The following is a 15,253-nucleotide window of genomic DNA, read 5'->3' on the forward strand; positions in this document are numbered from 1 at the left end:
TGCCTCAACTCGCGAGCCGACCGCGGCTCGCGCCTCTAGTCTAGTGCGATTTCGAACCAAGCTTTAGCCTGTTCGAACCGAAAATCGTTCAATTTCCGTCAAGGCTTCAGGGACGCATCTCGCGACCAGAATGTCAACAAACGCAAAGGCCCGGGCAGTGCCCGGGCCTTCAGCCAGTTCAACCGTGTTGGGCCGCCGCGAGGACCTATTCGTCCTCTTCGGGCTGCTCCTCCGGCGGCGCGAGGCCCTCGAGGCCCTTCAGCAGCTCTTCCTCGGTCATCCGCTCCATCGCCACTTCGGTGTCGTCGGCATCGACGCTGGCACCGGCCGAACCGATCAGCGGCACGGTGTCGGGCTCCGGCTCGTCGACCTCGACGAACTTCTGCAGCGAGTGCACCAGTTCCTCGCGCAGGTCCTCCGGGGAAATGGTCTGGTCGGCGATCTCGCGGAGCGATACCACCGGGTTCTTGTCGTTGTCTCGATCAACCGTGAGTTGTGATCCCGAGGAAATCATCCGAGCGCGATGGGCAGCCAACAGGACCAGATCGAACCGGTTGTCGACCTTATCAATGCAATCTTCGACGGTGACGCGCGCCATATGCTGTCGCTCCGTTAAGTGGGACAGAATTTGCTGATTATTGTGCGTTAGTTATAGGGCGAGGCGGGGTTTCGCAACATTAAATTTGTGATTTGCCTTCGCCCAAACCTCTGCTAACCCGTGACGGGGCCAGAAGGCCGGAGCGTCCGTAACGCGGCGGGACGCCGTTGTGGACAAGTAACTCACTTCATTGCATCGTCAAAAGTGTAGGTATTTCGCCCTCGCCTCACCATAATTGCGATGGTGACTGTCGTTGGGGGAAGATTCACCGGACTTTAGGCTGCAACGCAGAATTAAGGTGCGCGGCTCGTCGCCGCTGCGCCGAGAAGCTAACAAAAGGCGAGAAACTTTGATGTCGTCACCCGTTTCCAACAAGATCGCGCTCTTTATCGATGGAGCCAATCTGTATGCAACCGCCAAGACGCTCGGGTTCGACATCGACTACAAGCGCCTCCTGAAGGAATTCCAGAGCCGCGGCACCCTGCTCCGCGCGTTCTACTACACGGCGATCATCGAGGATCAGGAGTATTCATCCATCCGGCCGCTGATCGACTGGCTCGACTACAACGGCTACACCGTCGTCACCAAGGCCACGAAGGAGTTCATCGACGCCAGCGGCCGCCGCAAGGTGAAGGGCAACATGGACATCGAGCTCGCGGTCGATGCAATGGAACTCGCCGAACATATCGACCAGATGGTGCTGTTCTCCGGCGACGGCGATTTCCGCTCGCTCGTCGAGGCTGTGCAGCGGCGCGGCGTCCGGGTAACCGTAGTCTCGACCATCGCAAGCCAGCCGCCGATGATTGCCGACGAACTCCGCCGCCAGGCCGACGTCTTCACCGACCTGGTGGAACTGCAATCCAAGCTCGGCCGCGACCCGTCCGAGCGGCCGGCCCCGCGCGAGCGCGGCGAGTCTCGCCACCACGCGCCGCAATTCCTGCAGCGCGCCACGACCACGGCGCCCCGGGCCGATGACGACGATTTCGACGACTAGCCTCCTTCCCGCCTCCACCGAACCCGACCGCAACTGCCCGCTCTGTCCGCGGCTCGCCGAGTTTCGCGCCGAGGCGCGCGCGAAGCAGCCGGGCTGGTTCAATTCGCCGGTGGACTCCTTCGGCGATGCCGAGGCGCGGCTGCTGATCGTAGGGCTGGCGCCGGGCCTGCAGGGCGCCAACCGCACGGGGCGTCCTTTCACCGGCGACTATGCCGGTGACCTGCTCTACGCCACGCTGCTGGAGTTCGGCTTTGCCGAGGGCGTCTACGAGGCACGGCCCGACGACGGCTTGCGGCTGGTCGATTGCCGGATCAGCAACGCCGTGCGCTGCGTGCCGCCACAGAACAAGCCGTTGCCGATCGAGATCAACACTTGCCGAAAGTTCCTGGCAGGGACCATCGCGACCATGCCCAGGCTGCGCGCCATCGTCCTGCTCGGCCGCATCGCGCATGAATCGACGGTGAAGGCGCTCGGCCTGCGCAATGCCGCTGCGCCCTTTACGCACGCCGCGGTGCACGAGGCCGGCAACATCCGCCTCTACGACAGCTATCACTGCTCGCGCTACAATACGAATACCGGCGTGCTCACGCCGAAGATGTTCCGCGATGTCTTTGCGCAGGTGCGGAAGGATCTGGGCTAGCCCGCTACCGGATTTTCCCGCAGCCATTCCAGGACGTCGCCGGCGTTCCGGTCGGGCGGGAACACCGGATAGAAGACGTGGGTGATACGCCCGTCGTCGATGATCAGCGCCAGCCGCTTGATCAGCGTCAGCCCCGCCACCTCCATGGTCGGCAGTTTGAGCGCGTGCGTCAACTCGAGCGTCTCGTCCGAGAGCACCGGAAACGGCAGATGCAGGCGTGACGCCATTTCCGTCTGGTATTCGTTGCTCTGCGTCGACAGGCCGAACACGTGGGCAGCGTCGGCGGCCTTGAGCTCGGCGAACAGGTCGCGGAAGGCGCAGGTCTGCGGCGTGCAGCCGCGCGCGCCCGGGATCATGTCCCAGTCGTCGACCAGCGCGATCTTGCCGGGCTCGCCGGTGCGCGGATAGGCGAACACCACGGTGCGCCCCTTCAGCGAAGACAGCGACACTGACGTATCGTCAGTCGCCATCAGGCTGACCGGCGGGATCGCCATGCCCTTCAGATGCGCGGCGCCACCATCATCGGTCGGCGCGGGAATCTTGCTCCAGTCGACTTCGAGCAGGTTCTTCTGGTTCATCGTTGCACCCTTTGTAGGATGGGTAGAGCGCAGCGAAACCCATCAACTTCGCTGCAGGCTGGCGCAATGATGCGTTTCGCTGCTCTACCCATCCTACAATTACTAGCCCCGCGCGCGCAGCAGGCGGCCCTTCTCGCGGCCCCAGTCACGCTTCTTTTCGCTCTCGCGCTTGTCGTGCAGCTTCTTGCCCTTGGCGACCGCGAGCAACAGCTTGGCGCGACCGCGCTCGTTGAAATAGAGCTTGAGCGGGATCAGCGTCATGCCCTCGCGGTCGACCGCGCCCATCAACTTGCTGATCTGCTTCTTGTGAAGCAGCAATTTGCGCGGGCGCTTCGGCTCGTGATTGAAGCGGTTGGCCTGCAGGTATTCCGGGATATTGGCGTTGATCAGCCATATCTCGCCGTTCTTGGAATCCGCATAGGACTCCGCGATCGTGCTCTTGCCGCCGCGGATCGACTTCACCTCGGTGCCGGTCAGTGCAATGCCCGCCTCGATGGTGTCCTCGATCGCATAGTTGAAGCGCGCCTTGCGGTTCTCGGCGACGACTTTGATCGGACGTTCGTTTTTCTCGGCCACGTCAGGATTTCTTGAGGAGATCGCGAATTTCGGTGAGCAGTTCTTCCTGACGGGTCAATTTCGGCGGCGCTGGCGCCGTTTCCTGCTTGCGCTTCAACTGGTTCATGAGCCGGATCACGATGAACAGCACGAAGGCGACGATCAGGAAATTCAGGGTCAGCGTCAGGAAACTGCCCCAAGCCAATACGGCACCTTGCTTCTTGGCGTCAGCGAGATTGTTGGCAGTGACCGACTTCGCCAACGGCGTGAAGTAGTTTGAGAAGTCGAGCCCGCCGGTGATGGCGCCGATGATCGGCATGATGACGTCGCCGACCAGGGAGTTCACGATGGCGCCGAAGGCCGCGCCGATGATGACGCCGACCGCAAGGTCAACGACATTGCCCTTCATTGCGAACTCTTGGAACTCCTTCAGCATGCGAAGCCCCTTCTCCTCGCCTGGCCAACCGGACCAGTCATTGGCGCAACCCGTCCGGCTTTAGTTGATGAGGCCGGCGTGCACCATGGCGCTGCGCACCGCCACGCGCGTGGATTCCGACACCGGCACCATCGGCAGCCGCAGCCGCTCCTCCAGCTTGCCGAGCAACGACATCGCGTATTTCACCGGCCCGGGATTGCTCTCGATGAACAGGTTGGTGTGCAGCGGCATCAACTTGTCGTGCACCTTCAGCGCGGTCGCGACGTCGCCCTTCTGCCAGGCGGCGTGGAACTCGGCGCACAGCCGCGGCGCCACATTAGAGGTCACGGAGATGCAACCATGGCCGCCATGGGCCATGTAGCCGAGCACGGTCGCGTCTTCGCCCGAGAGCTGATTGAAATCCTCGCCCATCGCCGCCCGCTGCTGCGACACCCGCACCATGCTCGCGGTGGCGTCTTTGACGCCGGCAATGTTCTTCAATTCCCACAGGCGCGTCATCGTATCGACCGACATGTCGATCACCGAGCGTGGCGGGATATTGTAGATAATGATCGGTATTCCAATCGCATCGTTGATCGCCTTGAAGTGCTGGTAGAGCCCTTCCTGGGTCGGCTTGTTGTAATAGGGGGTGACGACCAATACGGCGTCGGCGCCGGCCTGCTCGGCGTGCTCCGACAGCTCGATTGCCTCCTTGGTCGAATTGGAACCGGCGCCCGCGATCACCGGCACCCTGCCCTTGGCCTCATGCACACACCATTCGACCACGCGCTTGTGCTCGTCATGGCTGAGCGTCGGGCTCTCGCCCGTGGTTCCGACCGGAACCAGGCCGTTGGTGCCCTCGCCGATCTGCCAGTTCACGAGGCCGCGAAAGGCCGCCTCGTCCACGGAACCGTTCTTGAATGGCGTCACCAAAGCGGTGAACGAGCCGCGAAATTTTGTCTTGGCTGCCATGGACTTCCTCCAAACACTTAAGGGTTGCGGCGCGCGGGTCAGAAAGGCCGATTCATATCGGGTCCGGCGGCGAGGCGAAAGGGCCGCAGTCCCCCTCCCATTGCGAGCCGCGATTTTGCCGCTGTCATGGCGCAAATATTCGCTTCCCGCGACACTTTTAGCAATTTGTCTACATATTCAATCAAATACAGCTAAGGCCTCAGCGATCAGATGATTCGCCGCCGCAGAGGAAAGCCGTGACCCCTTCCCCCCGCGCAGCCGCATTGCGATCGACCGCCTTGGCAACATCGCTGGTGCTGGCGTTCGCCTTGGCCGCGATGGCAGAAGCCGCGGCCGGTCCAAATGTTCCCTTGCCGAAACCACGGCCGATCGCGCGCAGCGCGGTTCCGAAAACCACGCCTGCCATCACCGCGCCCGCGACCGCCGCCGCCGCCAAGAATACCGCCCCTCCCAAAGCTGCATCGTCCAACACGCCTGCTCCGCCCCCGCCCCATCTGGCGCCAGCCACGCGCCAGCATGCGGCGCCGGCCCGGATCAAGCCGACGGTGCCGGCCGCCGTGGCCGCGACCTCATCGACCTCCCAGAGCGACAAGGACGCGCTCGAGAATGTCATCGAGCTCGTCCGCAAGCAGAAGTCCGGCGATGCGACCGAGGTCGCGGCGACGATCTCCGATCCCGTCGCCCGAAAGCTCGCCGAGTGGCTGATCCTGCGCAGCGAAAACAACGGCGCCTCGGTCGAGCGCTACCGCGCCTTCATCTCGGCCAATCCGAGCTGGCCCTCGCAGACCTTCCTGCGCCGCCGCCTCGAGGCCGCGCTGTGGGACGACCGCCGCGAAGATGCAGCAGTCTGGGCGTGGTTCGAAAACGAGTCGCCCTTGTCCGCCAAGGGCCGGCTCGCACTGGCCAAGGCGATGCTCGCGCGCGGCGACCGCGCCAACGCCGAGCGGCTGGTGCGCGAAGCCTGGCGCAGCGATCCCATGAGCGAGGACACCGAGACCACCGCGCTGGACATGTTCGGCCCGCTGCTCACCGCCGGTGATCACAAGGCGCGCATGGACACCATGCTCTACGGCACCGAGCAGGAGGCTGCTGGCCTGCGGGCGGCCAAGCGGCTGGGCTCGGGCTATCTCGCGCTCGCCAAGGCACGGATCGCCGCCAACAAGAAAGCATCCAACCTGCGGGCGCTGCTGGAGGCGGTGCCGCGCGAACTGCACGGCGACACCGGCTATCTCTTCGCCCGGATCCAGTTGCTCCGTCGCGAGGAGAAATTCGCGGAAGCGGCGCAGGTGATGTTGAGCGCGCCGAAGGATCCGGCGAGGCTGTTCAATGTCGACGAATGGTGGATCGAGCGGCGCCTGCTGGCGCGCAAGATGATCGACGTCGGCGAGAACCGCTCCGCCTATCTGATCGCGCGCGATGCGGCGCTACCCGCCCGCGACATCTACAAGACCGAGCAGGAGTTCACCGCCGGCTGGATCGCGCTGCGCTTCCTCAGGGATCCCGGGCTCGCCGCGCAGCACTTTGCCCGCATCGGCGTTGGCAGCGTCAATCCAACCGCGCTGGCGCGTGCCGGCTATTGGCAAGGCCGCGCCGCCGAGGCCGCCGGTCGCAACCAGGAGGCGCGCGCGGCCTATCTACGCGCGGCCGAGCAATCGACCAGCTATTACGGCCAGCTCGCGCGGGCCAAGCTCGGCTTACCGCAGATCGAGCTGAACGGCGTCCCGGGCGCACGCGGCCGCGGCGTCGAGCGATTGGAAATCGTGCGCGCGGCGCAATTGCTCTATGAAGTCGACGCGCGCGAGTTCGCGGTTCCCCTGCTCGCCGACATGGGTGAAAACGGCGATCCCGACGCACTGGTCGGGCTCGGCGAGCTGACGGCGCGCTATAGCGACGCCCGCGGGATGCTGTTGATGGGCAAGGCCGCGCTCAACCGTGGTCTGCCGTTCGATTTCTACGCCTATCCCATCAACGGGATTCCGTCCTTCAGGTCGATCGGACCCGAAGTCGAGCGAAGCGTCGTCTATGCGATCGCGCGACAGGAGAGCGCATTCAATCCGGCCGTGGTTTCGCCGGCGCAGGCCTATGGCCTGATGCAAGTCACGCCGGATGCGGGGCGCTATGTCTGCAAGCGCGCCGGCGTCGCGTTTGATCTGAACCGGATGAAGACCGACTCGGTCTACAACGCCGCGCTTGGCGCCGCCGAGCTCGGCGGGTTGCTCGAGGACTATCGCGGCTCCTACATCCTCGCCTTCGCGGCCTACAATGCCGGCCGCGGCAGCGTGAAGAAATGGATCGATCGCTACGGTGACCCGCGCGATCCCAAGGTCGACGCGGTCGACTGGGTCGAGCTGATTCCATTCTCCGAGACGCGCAACTATGTGCAACGGATCATGGAGAACCTGCAGGTCTATCGCGCCCGGTTCGGCGGCGGCACGCGGCTGCAGATCGAGGCCGACCTCCACCGCGGCGCCAGCGTCGAATAGGCGAATAGCGAGTGGCGAATGGCGGGACAGGTTGCCGGTCGGGTCACGCGCAGCGCGCTTAACGACAGACGCGGCGTCCCTGCTGTTGCGAACACGCGGAAGTCCCCGGCGGTGGCGGTTGCGGAGGTTGGATCGGCACGATCGTTGGCCCCGTCATCGGGCATGCCGTCATTGGACAATTTGGCGGAAGAAGCTCGCCGGGATTTGTGCAGATCGGCTGCATCCGCCCGTTGACGCACTGACACTCGCACTTCGCCCACACCTCCGTCGGCATGGCCACGCCAAAAACCAAAATCGCGAGAAAGCGGCCCATCTGGCATTCCCTTCTTCGCTGGGCGCCGCCTTTCAGTTCGGCTTGTCGATCCCTATCGAGCATTGCCCCCTCTTTTCGTCCTGATTTGAACTCCCCGGCGTGTTGCTGGTTCGGAGCGCCATTTGCGAGGACGAAGAAGGGCGAGATCGTCTGAGCCCGGGCTGCAAGCCATAGGCGCCGAGACAAAATTGCCGGAACAGGGAACCCTGGGGCTTTCAACCGCCTGACAGTCCGCGTGATCCCTCGACACCGGCAATGTTAGGATTCAGCGCCGCGAACGCCGGCGGTGACGGCCTGCCCCATCTCTTGGCAAGCCGCCCTTACTATAACTCATTGAAATAACTATAATTATTGCGAAACGCCGCTTTCAAGATCGATACTGTCCGATCGAGTCGCGTGTTAAACGTCAGATGTTATCCACAGCGTAATCGGGCCTCGGGGCGCCAAGGCCGACGCACAGTCCGGTGTCCCCTCAATCTGCCGCTTGCGGCTCGCCCGCGCGTCGTGCATATCGGCGCTGCCGGAGACGTGGCCGAGTGGCTGAAGGCGGCGGTTTGCTAAACCGTTATAGGCTTGTAAAGGCCTATCGAGGGTTCGAATCCCTCCGTCTCCGCCAGTTCCCTTTCCCAGCCAATCCCAACCGCACAAAAAAACGCTTACGGAACCGTTGGTTACGCCGTTATGGTGTCCCAACCTATCCGACGTATGTCCCATCCAAGCCGACGATTTTGCGGGTATATTGCGGGTACGGGGAACCTGGATTGGGGGTATTTCATGCTGACCGACACCGCGATACGCAAGCTCAAACCGGGCGCCAAGGCGTTCAAGCTCGCCGATGGCGGCGGGTTGTTTCTGTTCGTCACTCCCGCTGGTGGCAAGCTCTGGCGATTTCGATACCGCTTCGAAGGCAGGGAGAAGCTCCTCAGCATAGGCCCGTACGACGCTGTGAGCCTCGCTGATGCGCGTACGGCTCGCGACGCTGCAAAGGCCGTTCTTCGCGAGGGACGCGACCCAGCGGTTGCCAAGCGCCTGCGCAAGCTGGCTGGAGTGGCATCCAATGCGAACACGTTCGAAGCAATCGCCCGCGAATGGTTCGAACTGCAAAAGCATCAATGGGTCGACCGACACGCCGATGACGTCATCACCAGCCTAGAGCGCGAGGTCTTCCCTGTGCTCGGCGATGTGCCGATAACCGAGATCACCGTCCCGGCCGTGCTGGGCATTCTGCGCGGCGTGGAAGAAACCGCGAAGGAAACCGCACGACGCATTCGGCAACGCATGTCCGGCATTTTCGTCTACGCGATCTCAACCGGCCGCGCCGAAACGGATCCAGCCGCCATGGTGGCGAAGGCTATGGCGCCAATGCGCAAGGGCAAGCAACCCGCCATCACCGATTTGGGCCAAGCCCGCGAGATGCTCCAGAAAGCCGAGGCTGAGCACTGCCACCCAGTCACCAAGCTCGCACTGCGCATCCTGGCCTTGACCTACGTTCGCCCGGGCGTAATCGCCACGACGCCGTGGTCGGAATGGCCGGCTGGCGTCGATATCTGGGATATCCCCGCGCCGCGCATGAAGATGCGCAAACATCTGAAGGACGATCAAGCTCGCAACCACCTAGTGCCGCTGTCTCGACAGGCGACAGAGGCGATCGAGGCACTGCGAACAATGACAGGGCGCGGTCCCCTCGCCTTCCCGAACCAGCGCCATGCACACAGGCCGATGTCGGAAAACGCTATGGGGTATCTTCTCAACCGAGCCGGGTATCACCAGCGCCACGTCCCTCACGGTTGGCGTGCGACATTTTCCAGCATCATGAACGAACGCTTCCCAGCCGATAAGCCGATTATCGATCTGATGCTCGCGCACGTGCCGAAAGACAAGGTGGAGGGCGCATACAACCGGGCGCTGCATCTGGAACGCCGCAAGGTGCTGCAGCAGGAGTGGGCCGATCTAATCCTAGAAGGCGCTCGCCCTGCTGCAGAACTGTTGGTTGGTCCCAGAAGGTAGCCGGGCTGATTATTGCTCGCGCGGCTTGGCCCAATCCAGCATCGCAAGCGCAGCCGACGCGTCAACGCCCGCCTCTTTCGCCATCGCCAAACCTTGAACGAGCGTGGCGAAGGCGCGGGCCGAGCCGCCAGCGTCAAACGCTTGCGTTGGTCCCATGACGTCGATGCCGACATCACCGCCCAGCTTGCGGCTGGCCTCCTCGGCAAGCAATTCGCCTATCGGCTGCAGCGTCCACTGCGCCAAATGCCGCTGCGCCTCGCGGACAAGCGGTCCCTGTGCGTTATTTGCCCACAAGGCTGGCAAGACACCGAACGCCTGTGAGACCGCCTCCCTGGCCGCCGTGAGCGATTCCACGGCCATCGACTTATCTAGCTCGGGACTCAGCGACGACGGGCGCCAATCAACGGCTGGTGCCGGACCGCCTGCAGCCGTGACCGCCACGCTTTCGCGCAACAGCACGCGGCCTCGCTGGCCTCTGAAAGACCGCGCCAGCGCGTTGTTTTCGGTCTCCGGCTGTTCCGGCATCGGAACGATCGCGGATCCCAACGGCGCAAGCTCGAACACCTCGCCGAGCGCGGACTCCACCGCGTTCAACATGCCAGCGCTCAAGCTGGAGCGTTTGAGCGGCGCGGTGCCGTAATACGGCGCGGCTGGATCACAGCCAATGCGAACGTGCAGCACCTCACCGGCAAGGGCGGTTTGCGTGGTGCCACCGCCAGCCTCAGGAATGCTAACGCGATAGGCCACCGGCTGGCCGTCACGGGTTCGCAAGTCCCAGTCTGAGCAAGGGATCAGCCGGTCCCGAATTAGCATCACGGATTCGCCGCGCACTGCCAGCGAGCGGCCGATAAGCGCCATAGTCTGACGGTCAAGCATATCGGTGCCGTCGACGGCAGCCATGCTGAAGCCACCCTCCCACAAGCTGACGCAAGACTGCGCCGTGCCCGTCAACTCAGCGATGCCGCGCCGGCCACTAATGTATGCCTCACGCGCCTGCATAATCTCGGCAGTAAAGCCGGAAGCCGCCGAGCGCTTTTCAGTGCGGCGAAACCAATCAAAAATACCCACTTAGACTCTCCTAAAGGCGCGCAACAAATCCGCCGCGCCGCTGTTCTGAATCGCTGCAGCCATCCAACTCTCGCTGCGTTGTTTCCTCGTCTCGACGCTACCGGCTCGGGTTAGCTCCAACGTTGCGCCAGGCGTGCCGGGTTTGGCCGCAGCGTACTCCGCAAAACGCGCCCAGGCCGCGTCGACGCTGGCGGGAACGCTGCCGCCGCCCACCGTGCCGGTGAACCGATAAGGCCCGGTGCACGGCAGCCAATACCCGCCGAGCGGCGACGGCTTAAGCGTTACTGCCTCCCATTCGTCGGCGCTTGACCATACCTCAACCGTAGAGATCGTTGCCGGCACCAATGGAGCATGCCACTCGCCCGGGCCGTCAACGATCCATTCGATATCCCGCTCGCTGTAACGGTGCGCGATGTAACTTTCGATACGCTGCCACACCATCACAGGATCCAGCGCGGCAGCAGCCGTAGAAAGGCCATCCGGCGCGGCGGGATAGGATGCAGGCACGCCTTCGGCCTGCCTGATAGTAATAGCCATCACGGCCTCCACCTATTAAGAACGCGAAGCAGGCCAGCGTCCGGTGCTTCGTCGCTCGCGAGTTGCCAGGAGCGCGCCGCAATCTGCGCCGCGTCGTAAGCGGGCCGAGTGACGAGCGATAACTCGAAAAGCTCTGCCGAATTCACGGTGCGCAGCAATCCACCAGCGGAACGCGTCACCACGTCGCCACCTGTCGGCACGCGGAAGCCCGGCGAAATGCCTTTCGTTAGTCCATCAGCGAGCGCGGCCAGTGCATCACGTGCCCAGCTCGTCGACGGCGCAACGCGCGCCTCGATATGCAAGGCATCGTTGCCGTCTCGCAGCGAAAGGGAGCCCGCCTCCGTAGAGGCGAGCGGTTTTTCGGGATCGTGGCCAGCGAGCAGAAACACGTTCTCGCCTGACTCAATCCGGGAGCGGAAGGCGCGAGCGGCGAACCGCTCACGCTTACCGTTTCCAAGCGTCGTTTCCGAGCCGTAGGGGAAGGCGCCCCGAAGGGTCGTCGCGCCGCCTTCGTTGCGGATTTCAAAGCCAATCGGAGCGCCATACAACATTTTTACTGAATCCCCGTCAGGATCTGCAGCTGCTCGGCACGAGAGACGGTGACGTCCATCGTGGCCAGTGCAGTGAGCCGCAAGCCGCCCGATGCCGCGTCAGAAAATACGTCGCGGATCAGGTCGATAGCACCCCACGTTCCGACGAAGATCGGAGCCACGCCGTTGACGGTAGCAGTCAGCAGCGCCTTGCTGGCGGCCGGCGTGCCGGTCGGAGCAGCGAGAGCGTTGGAGGAAAACACCGGGCTCGGAATGTTCTTCACCAGGCGGTCCCACTCGCTGACGGCGGTGTTGGTGATCAGCGTGCCGTCCATTGCGTTATAGACCTCGGGACGAAGCAGCAGATTGACGGCCGCCGCCGAAGACACGGCGTTGGCAGTCATGAAGCGCACGACAGCCGCACGGAACGCAGCCCACGACGCAGCCGCACCGACCGCGGTGGAAGTGATGCCGTACGAACCCACCAGAACGCCGGCCGGCTCGCCGCTGGCACCAGCGCCCTGGAAGACCGCCTTATCCATGCCGACAGCGAGACAGCCGTTCATGTCACGCCGCACGGCCTGTTCGAGAGCGTCGCCGCTCTGCTTCAAAGCCTTGCGAGTGATTTTCATTTGAATTCCATAATTGGAATTCGGAGCGAGCGAGCGATTGCTCGTCGAATAGACGGTCGGCCCGGCAACCGCGCCGGTTTCCGACGAAGCCCAGCCGCCAGTCACGCTTGACGAAGTAATCGGGTAGTCTTCCTGGCCCTGCGCGATGTTCACGAACCGGGTACCCATCCGGCCGGCAACCGAATCCGCAAAAATGCGGTCGATAATCGGCGCGGTATAGATCGGGTCAGGCACGCCAGCCGCGACGGTCTCGCCAGCGCGCATTTCGAGAGCCTCATAAGGCACCGGAACGCCACGATAACCGCCCTTGCCGCGCAGCTCCTGCACGATTTCAGCGGTGGCGCCGTCAATCTTCGCGCCTTCGTCAAGATGCAGCGCAACCTGCCGCAGCTCAAACTTGCCAATCAGGTCCGCATATTCCTTGTCGGAGCGCGTCTCCAGCTCGGCACCAGCCTCGCGGCGTTCGGTGTCTTCAGCAATAAGCGCAGCGCGGTAGCGCGTTTCGTTGCTGCGATATTCCGCGTCCATGGTTTCCATGCTGCGGGTTTCGTCCTCGCTCGGCGCATTCTTGCCGACCAGGGCCGCGAGCGCCTGACGGATTTCCGACTGGCGACGGGAGATTTTAACAGACTCAAGCATTATCGATAGTTCCTCTCAGTAAACTGGCCCATTCCTTACGGGCCGGGTTTGGTAGTTGACCTCGCTCACGCAAGGTGTGTTGCAGGTGGCAGTCCCGGCAAAGCGTTTTCAAATTGCCGAGGTCATAAGCCCGTTCCGGCGCCACCTGCACCGGCTCGGAATGGTGAACTTCGAGTTTGCCGCGCGCGCCGCATTCGGTGCATTTCCAATCGTCGCGCCGAACAGCCTGCATGCGTACGGCACGCCAGCGCGCGCTGTGATGCGCTACGCCCACTGAGCCGCCCGCGCTTTGCGCGCCGGCTGAGCGAGAACGCGGTCTCCCTGCGCAACGGCAAGAATGGTCGCCGCGGCAGCATCGATACGGCCAAGCGAACGTGCCTTGGCAAGCTTGTGATTGCCGGCCGGGTCAACCAGCGTGATTGCATCGGCGAAAGCGCTGCGCAGAAGCAGCGAAGGCAACGCTTTCACATTCCCGTCGAACAGCGTCTTGCGGAAGCGCTCGATGTCCTCAGCGCCATCCTTCCAGCCGAAGCCGCGCCAGATAAATGGAACGCGAGAGAGGCCCGCCTTCTGCATCGCCTCAACAAACTCGGCATGCCGGAATCGATCGCCGACGATGCATGAAATTGGACAGTCCACGCGGTTGACGATTTCAGCCAGCCACGGCCCGGCCGGGACTGTGTTTTCGCCGATCGTCGTCAACTCGCCGCGCTCTTTCATTTCAACATAGCGGCCAGACACACCATCGGAAGCGCCGCGATCGGCAAGGCTAGGCACGGTCGGGAATGTGCCGATAGCCTCTAGCCTGCCTGTTTCAGGCCAATAGAAACTGGCCGCGCTCATGCTGCGGCTTCCGCCCAGGTCGACACCGAGAATGCATGGTCCGCGGCGCGGCGGCAGTTCGCCAACCTCGCTGGAAAGCCATTCGTCGACCGTGACCAGGACCGAACGATCTTCGGTGCTGACGCGCTCATTGCGGTTGAGGTTACGGAAAGACGAGAGCGCCGAACCGCCGCGGGCGATTGCACGTCGCGCCTGCGCCTGTAGCCATTCCAATGACGAGCCGATGCCCTCAGCAGCGCCTGGATTGGCAATCAGGAGCGACTCCGCGTCGTCGGCAGGCAGGCCAAACGGCGGGCGATGTTCTTGGACATACGTGCCGGGAGGCGGTTCATCCAGCCAGCGGGAGAACGTGTTCGCGTCGTCGGGCGCGCTCGTGCTTATGATAAGCGCGCGCCCACCTCGCTTGCCCAGACCAGACAAGATAGAATTTTCCAGCGAGTCTCCCTTATCGCGCTCCCAAGCCGCGCGCTCGTCGAGGATGGCCAGGTTAGGGGCGCCGCCGAGAACGCTTTTTCCATCGGCCGCGATACAACGAGCCAAGCCGCCACCGTTGCCGCTAAACTCGACTTCGAGACGCTGGCCGCGACGGATTTTGAATAGCGCTTGCTCTTCCTCGGGCAGGCTCTCGACGAAGCCGCAAAGAAAATTGAAGGCGATTTTGGCCTGGTCTCTGTTACGTGCGGCAAGGATGATTTCCCTTTTCGGCTGGGAATCCATGATGGACGTGAGGCAGGCCAAGGCGATGCCGGCCGACAGCGCGGTCTTTGCATTGCCGCGGCCGATCGACAGCACGCCGACCATGTTGGCCGGCTCAAGCGCGCCACGAACGAAGCGTTTCTGAAATTCAGCCAGCCGAAGTGGCTGACCGGCAAGCGGTCCCTCTGGAATCTTCAGCGTTTGCAGGAACTCAATGACCTTTTCGGCGGTCGATTTTTCCCCGGATTTTTTTGGTAATTGTGAATGAAATACTTGGCCGCCGGTAGCTGAGGCAGGAGGTTTTTTCGGTATTGGGACCAATGACTTACGGGGACGCCCGCGCTTCCTCGGTTTCGGATTATCAGAAATCACGTTGGCGCCGCCACCGCTTCGCACTGCAGCTCGTACCAAGCACCAGCCGCGTCGCGCACGATCTCGCGCACCAGCCACCAACCAGACTCGATGTTGATCATGTCTAGTCGCACTGGCTCGACTGCTAGGCTGCTGCCCAGCACCTCAATCTTGGCATCACCGCGCGGGATGCCACCAATGCCGCTCTCGATAACGCCGTAACTGCTCTTCACGCCTTCGAATGGATAAGTCTCAACAGTGCCAGGCAGCGTGCCACCAGCGCCATCAGGCCCGCCAGGCAGCACACGCCGCAGCGTGCCTGCACGCAGGTTGCCAGTGAACGCTGCGTCGATATCTGCCTTCAGTTCATCGAGCATTGCCCGGCTCTTTTTTGTTGCCCTC

General features: G+C 63.0%; 16 protein-coding genes and 1 tRNA gene. 5 read left to right on the forward strand and 12 right to left on the reverse strand.

What is annotated here, in order from left to right; all coding sequences use genetic code 11:
• Positions 1–205: 205 nt before the first annotated feature.
• A complete protein-coding gene (rpoZ, locus tag ACZXDY_RS05250; RefSeq protein WP_027583153.1) occupies positions 206–598 on the reverse strand; it encodes a DNA-directed RNA polymerase subunit omega in 393 nt (130 codons plus the stop codon).
• 352 nt (positions 599–950) lie between these two features.
• Here rpoZ and ACZXDY_RS05255 point away from each other — a divergent pair, with 352 nt between their 5' ends.
• Both ACZXDY_RS05255 and ACZXDY_RS05260 read left to right on the forward strand, forming a co-directional pair.
• Positions 951–1,592, forward strand: a complete 642-nt coding sequence (locus ACZXDY_RS05255; RefSeq protein WP_028166658.1) for a LabA-like NYN domain-containing protein — start codon at positions 951–953, stop codon at positions 1,590–1,592.
• Positions 1,570–2,232, forward strand: a complete 663-nt coding sequence (locus ACZXDY_RS05260) for a uracil-DNA glycosylase (RefSeq protein ID WP_464344747.1) — start codon at positions 1,570–1,572, stop codon at positions 2,230–2,232. Before ACZXDY_RS05255 ends, ACZXDY_RS05260 begins: the two co-directional genes overlap by 23 nt.
• Here ACZXDY_RS05260 and ACZXDY_RS05265 read toward each other — a convergent pair.
• The 4 genes from ACZXDY_RS05265 to dapA all read right to left on the reverse strand — a co-directional run bounded on the left by ACZXDY_RS05265 (position 2,229) and on the right by dapA (position 4,752).
• Positions 2,229–2,810: a peroxiredoxin gene (locus tag ACZXDY_RS05265; protein ID WP_464344748.1), complete on the reverse strand. Its 582-nt coding sequence runs from the start codon at positions 2,808–2,810 to the stop codon at positions 2,229–2,231. The two genes, ACZXDY_RS05260 and ACZXDY_RS05265, sit on opposite strands and share 4 nt — an antisense overlap.
• A gap of 102 nt (positions 2,811–2,912) precedes the next feature.
• A complete protein-coding gene (smpB, locus tag ACZXDY_RS05270) occupies positions 2,913–3,386 on the reverse strand; it encodes an SsrA-binding protein SmpB (protein ID WP_028166661.1) in 474 nt (157 codons plus the stop codon).
• 1 nt (position 3,387) lies between these two features.
• Positions 3,388–3,801 carry a large conductance mechanosensitive channel protein MscL gene (gene mscL, locus ACZXDY_RS05275; RefSeq protein WP_028166662.1) on the reverse strand — a complete coding sequence of 138 codons (414 nt, stop codon included), beginning with the start codon at positions 3,799–3,801 and terminating at the stop codon, positions 3,388–3,390.
• Positions 3,802–3,861: 60 nt separating this feature from the next.
• Complete coding sequence (dapA, locus tag ACZXDY_RS05280; protein WP_464344749.1) at positions 3,862–4,752, reverse strand: 4-hydroxy-tetrahydrodipicolinate synthase; 891 nt, start codon at positions 4,750–4,752, stop codon at positions 3,862–3,864.
• Positions 4,753–5,069: 317 nt separating this feature from the next.
• Here dapA and ACZXDY_RS05285 point away from each other — a divergent pair, with 317 nt between their 5' ends.
• The 3 genes from ACZXDY_RS05285 (at position 5,070) to ACZXDY_RS05295 (ending at position 9,555) form a co-directional block, all read left to right on the forward strand.
• Positions 5,070–7,235, forward strand: coding sequence for a lytic transglycosylase domain-containing protein (locus ACZXDY_RS05285; RefSeq protein ID WP_464344788.1), 2,166 nt, complete (start codon positions 5,070–5,072; stop codon positions 7,233–7,235).
• A gap of 835 nt (positions 7,236–8,070) precedes the next feature.
• Positions 8,071–8,164, forward strand: a tRNA-Ser gene (locus tag ACZXDY_RS05290).
• Positions 8,165–8,322: 158 nt separating this feature from the next.
• Positions 8,323–9,555: a tyrosine-type recombinase/integrase gene (locus tag ACZXDY_RS05295; protein ID WP_464344750.1), complete on the forward strand. Its 1,233-nt coding sequence runs from the start codon at positions 8,323–8,325 to the stop codon at positions 9,553–9,555.
• Between the two features lie 9 nt (positions 9,556–9,564).
• Here ACZXDY_RS05295 and ACZXDY_RS05300 read toward each other — a convergent pair whose 3' ends face one another.
• Genes ACZXDY_RS05300 through ACZXDY_RS05330 form a run of 7 tightly spaced genes read right to left on the reverse strand, consistent with a single transcriptional unit; the run spans position 9,565 to position 15,228 of the window.
• Positions 9,565–10,623, reverse strand: coding sequence for a phage portal protein (locus tag ACZXDY_RS05300; protein WP_464344751.1), 1,059 nt, complete (start codon positions 10,621–10,623; stop codon positions 9,565–9,567).
• Positions 10,624–11,160 carry a hypothetical protein gene (locus ACZXDY_RS05305; RefSeq protein WP_464344752.1) on the reverse strand — a complete coding sequence of 179 codons (537 nt, stop codon included), beginning with the start codon at positions 11,158–11,160 and terminating at the stop codon, positions 10,624–10,626.
• Positions 11,160–11,711 (reverse strand): HK97 family phage prohead protease, encoded by a 552-nt coding sequence (locus ACZXDY_RS05310; RefSeq protein ID WP_464344753.1) that lies wholly within the window; start codon positions 11,709–11,711, stop codon positions 11,160–11,162. Before ACZXDY_RS05310 ends, ACZXDY_RS05305 begins: the two co-directional genes overlap by 1 nt.
• Before the next feature lie 2 nt (positions 11,712–11,713).
• On the reverse strand, positions 11,714–12,961 hold the full coding sequence (locus ACZXDY_RS05315; RefSeq protein WP_464344754.1) for a phage major capsid protein: 1,248 nt from the start codon (positions 12,959–12,961) through the stop codon (positions 11,714–11,716).
• On the reverse strand, positions 12,954–13,193 hold the full coding sequence (locus ACZXDY_RS05320; RefSeq protein ID WP_464344755.1) for an HNH endonuclease: 240 nt from the start codon (positions 13,191–13,193) through the stop codon (positions 12,954–12,956). The genes ACZXDY_RS05315 and ACZXDY_RS05320 overlap by 8 nt, the downstream gene beginning before the upstream one ends.
• Positions 13,194–13,225: 32 nt before the next feature.
• Positions 13,226–14,872: a terminase large subunit domain-containing protein gene (locus ACZXDY_RS05325; RefSeq protein WP_464344756.1), complete on the reverse strand. Its 1,647-nt coding sequence runs from the start codon at positions 14,870–14,872 to the stop codon at positions 13,226–13,228.
• Complete coding sequence (locus tag ACZXDY_RS05330) at positions 14,869–15,228, reverse strand: hypothetical protein (protein WP_464344757.1); 360 nt, start codon at positions 15,226–15,228, stop codon at positions 14,869–14,871. Before ACZXDY_RS05330 ends, ACZXDY_RS05325 begins: the two co-directional genes overlap by 4 nt.
• Between the last annotated feature and the right edge of the window lie 25 nt (positions 15,229–15,253).

It is taken from the genome of Bradyrhizobium sp. LeoB3 (genome assembly GCF_055456055.1).

Excerpts from the sequence above, each read along its gene's own strand:
- mscL (WP_028166662.1), bottom strand. The coding sequence starts at position 3,801 with ATGCTGAAGGAGTTCCAAGAGTTCGCAATGAAGGGCAATGTCGTTGAC.
- ACZXDY_RS05265 (WP_464344748.1), bottom strand. The coding sequence starts at position 2,810 with ATGAACCAGAAGAACCTGCTCGAAGTCGACTGGAGCAAGATTCCCGCG.
- ACZXDY_RS05330 (WP_464344757.1), bottom strand. The coding sequence starts at position 15,228 with ATGCTCGATGAACTGAAGGCAGATATCGACGCAGCGTTCACTGGCAAC.
- ACZXDY_RS05295 (WP_464344750.1), top strand. The coding sequence starts at position 8,323 with ATGCTGACCGACACCGCGATACGCAAGCTCAAACCGGGCGCCAAGGCG.
- ACZXDY_RS05315 (WP_464344754.1), bottom strand. The coding sequence starts at position 12,961 with ATGCTTGAGTCTGTTAAAATCTCCCGTCGCCAGTCGGAAATCCGTCAG.
- ACZXDY_RS05285 (WP_464344788.1), top strand. The coding sequence starts at position 5,070 with ATGGCAGAAGCCGCGGCCGGTCCAAATGTTCCCTTGCCGAAACCACGG.
- ACZXDY_RS05310 (WP_464344753.1), bottom strand. The coding sequence starts at position 11,711 with ATGTTGTATGGCGCTCCGATTGGCTTTGAAATCCGCAACGAAGGCGGC.
- rpoZ (WP_027583153.1), bottom strand. The coding sequence starts at position 598 with ATGGCGCGCGTCACCGTCGAAGATTGCATTGATAAGGTCGACAACCGG.
- ACZXDY_RS05305 (WP_464344752.1), bottom strand. The coding sequence starts at position 11,160 with ATGGCTATTACTATCAGGCAGGCCGAAGGCGTGCCTGCATCCTATCCC.
- ACZXDY_RS05255 (WP_028166658.1), top strand. The coding sequence starts at position 951 with ATGTCGTCACCCGTTTCCAACAAGATCGCGCTCTTTATCGATGGAGCC.
- ACZXDY_RS05260 (WP_464344747.1), top strand. The coding sequence starts at position 1,570 with ATGACGACGATTTCGACGACTAGCCTCCTTCCCGCCTCCACCGAACCC.
- ACZXDY_RS05320 (WP_464344755.1), bottom strand. The coding sequence starts at position 13,193 with ATGCAGGCTGTTCGGCGCGACGATTGGAAATGCACCGAATGCGGCGCG.
- dapA (WP_464344749.1), bottom strand. The coding sequence starts at position 4,752 with ATGGCAGCCAAGACAAAATTTCGCGGCTCGTTCACCGCTTTGGTGACG.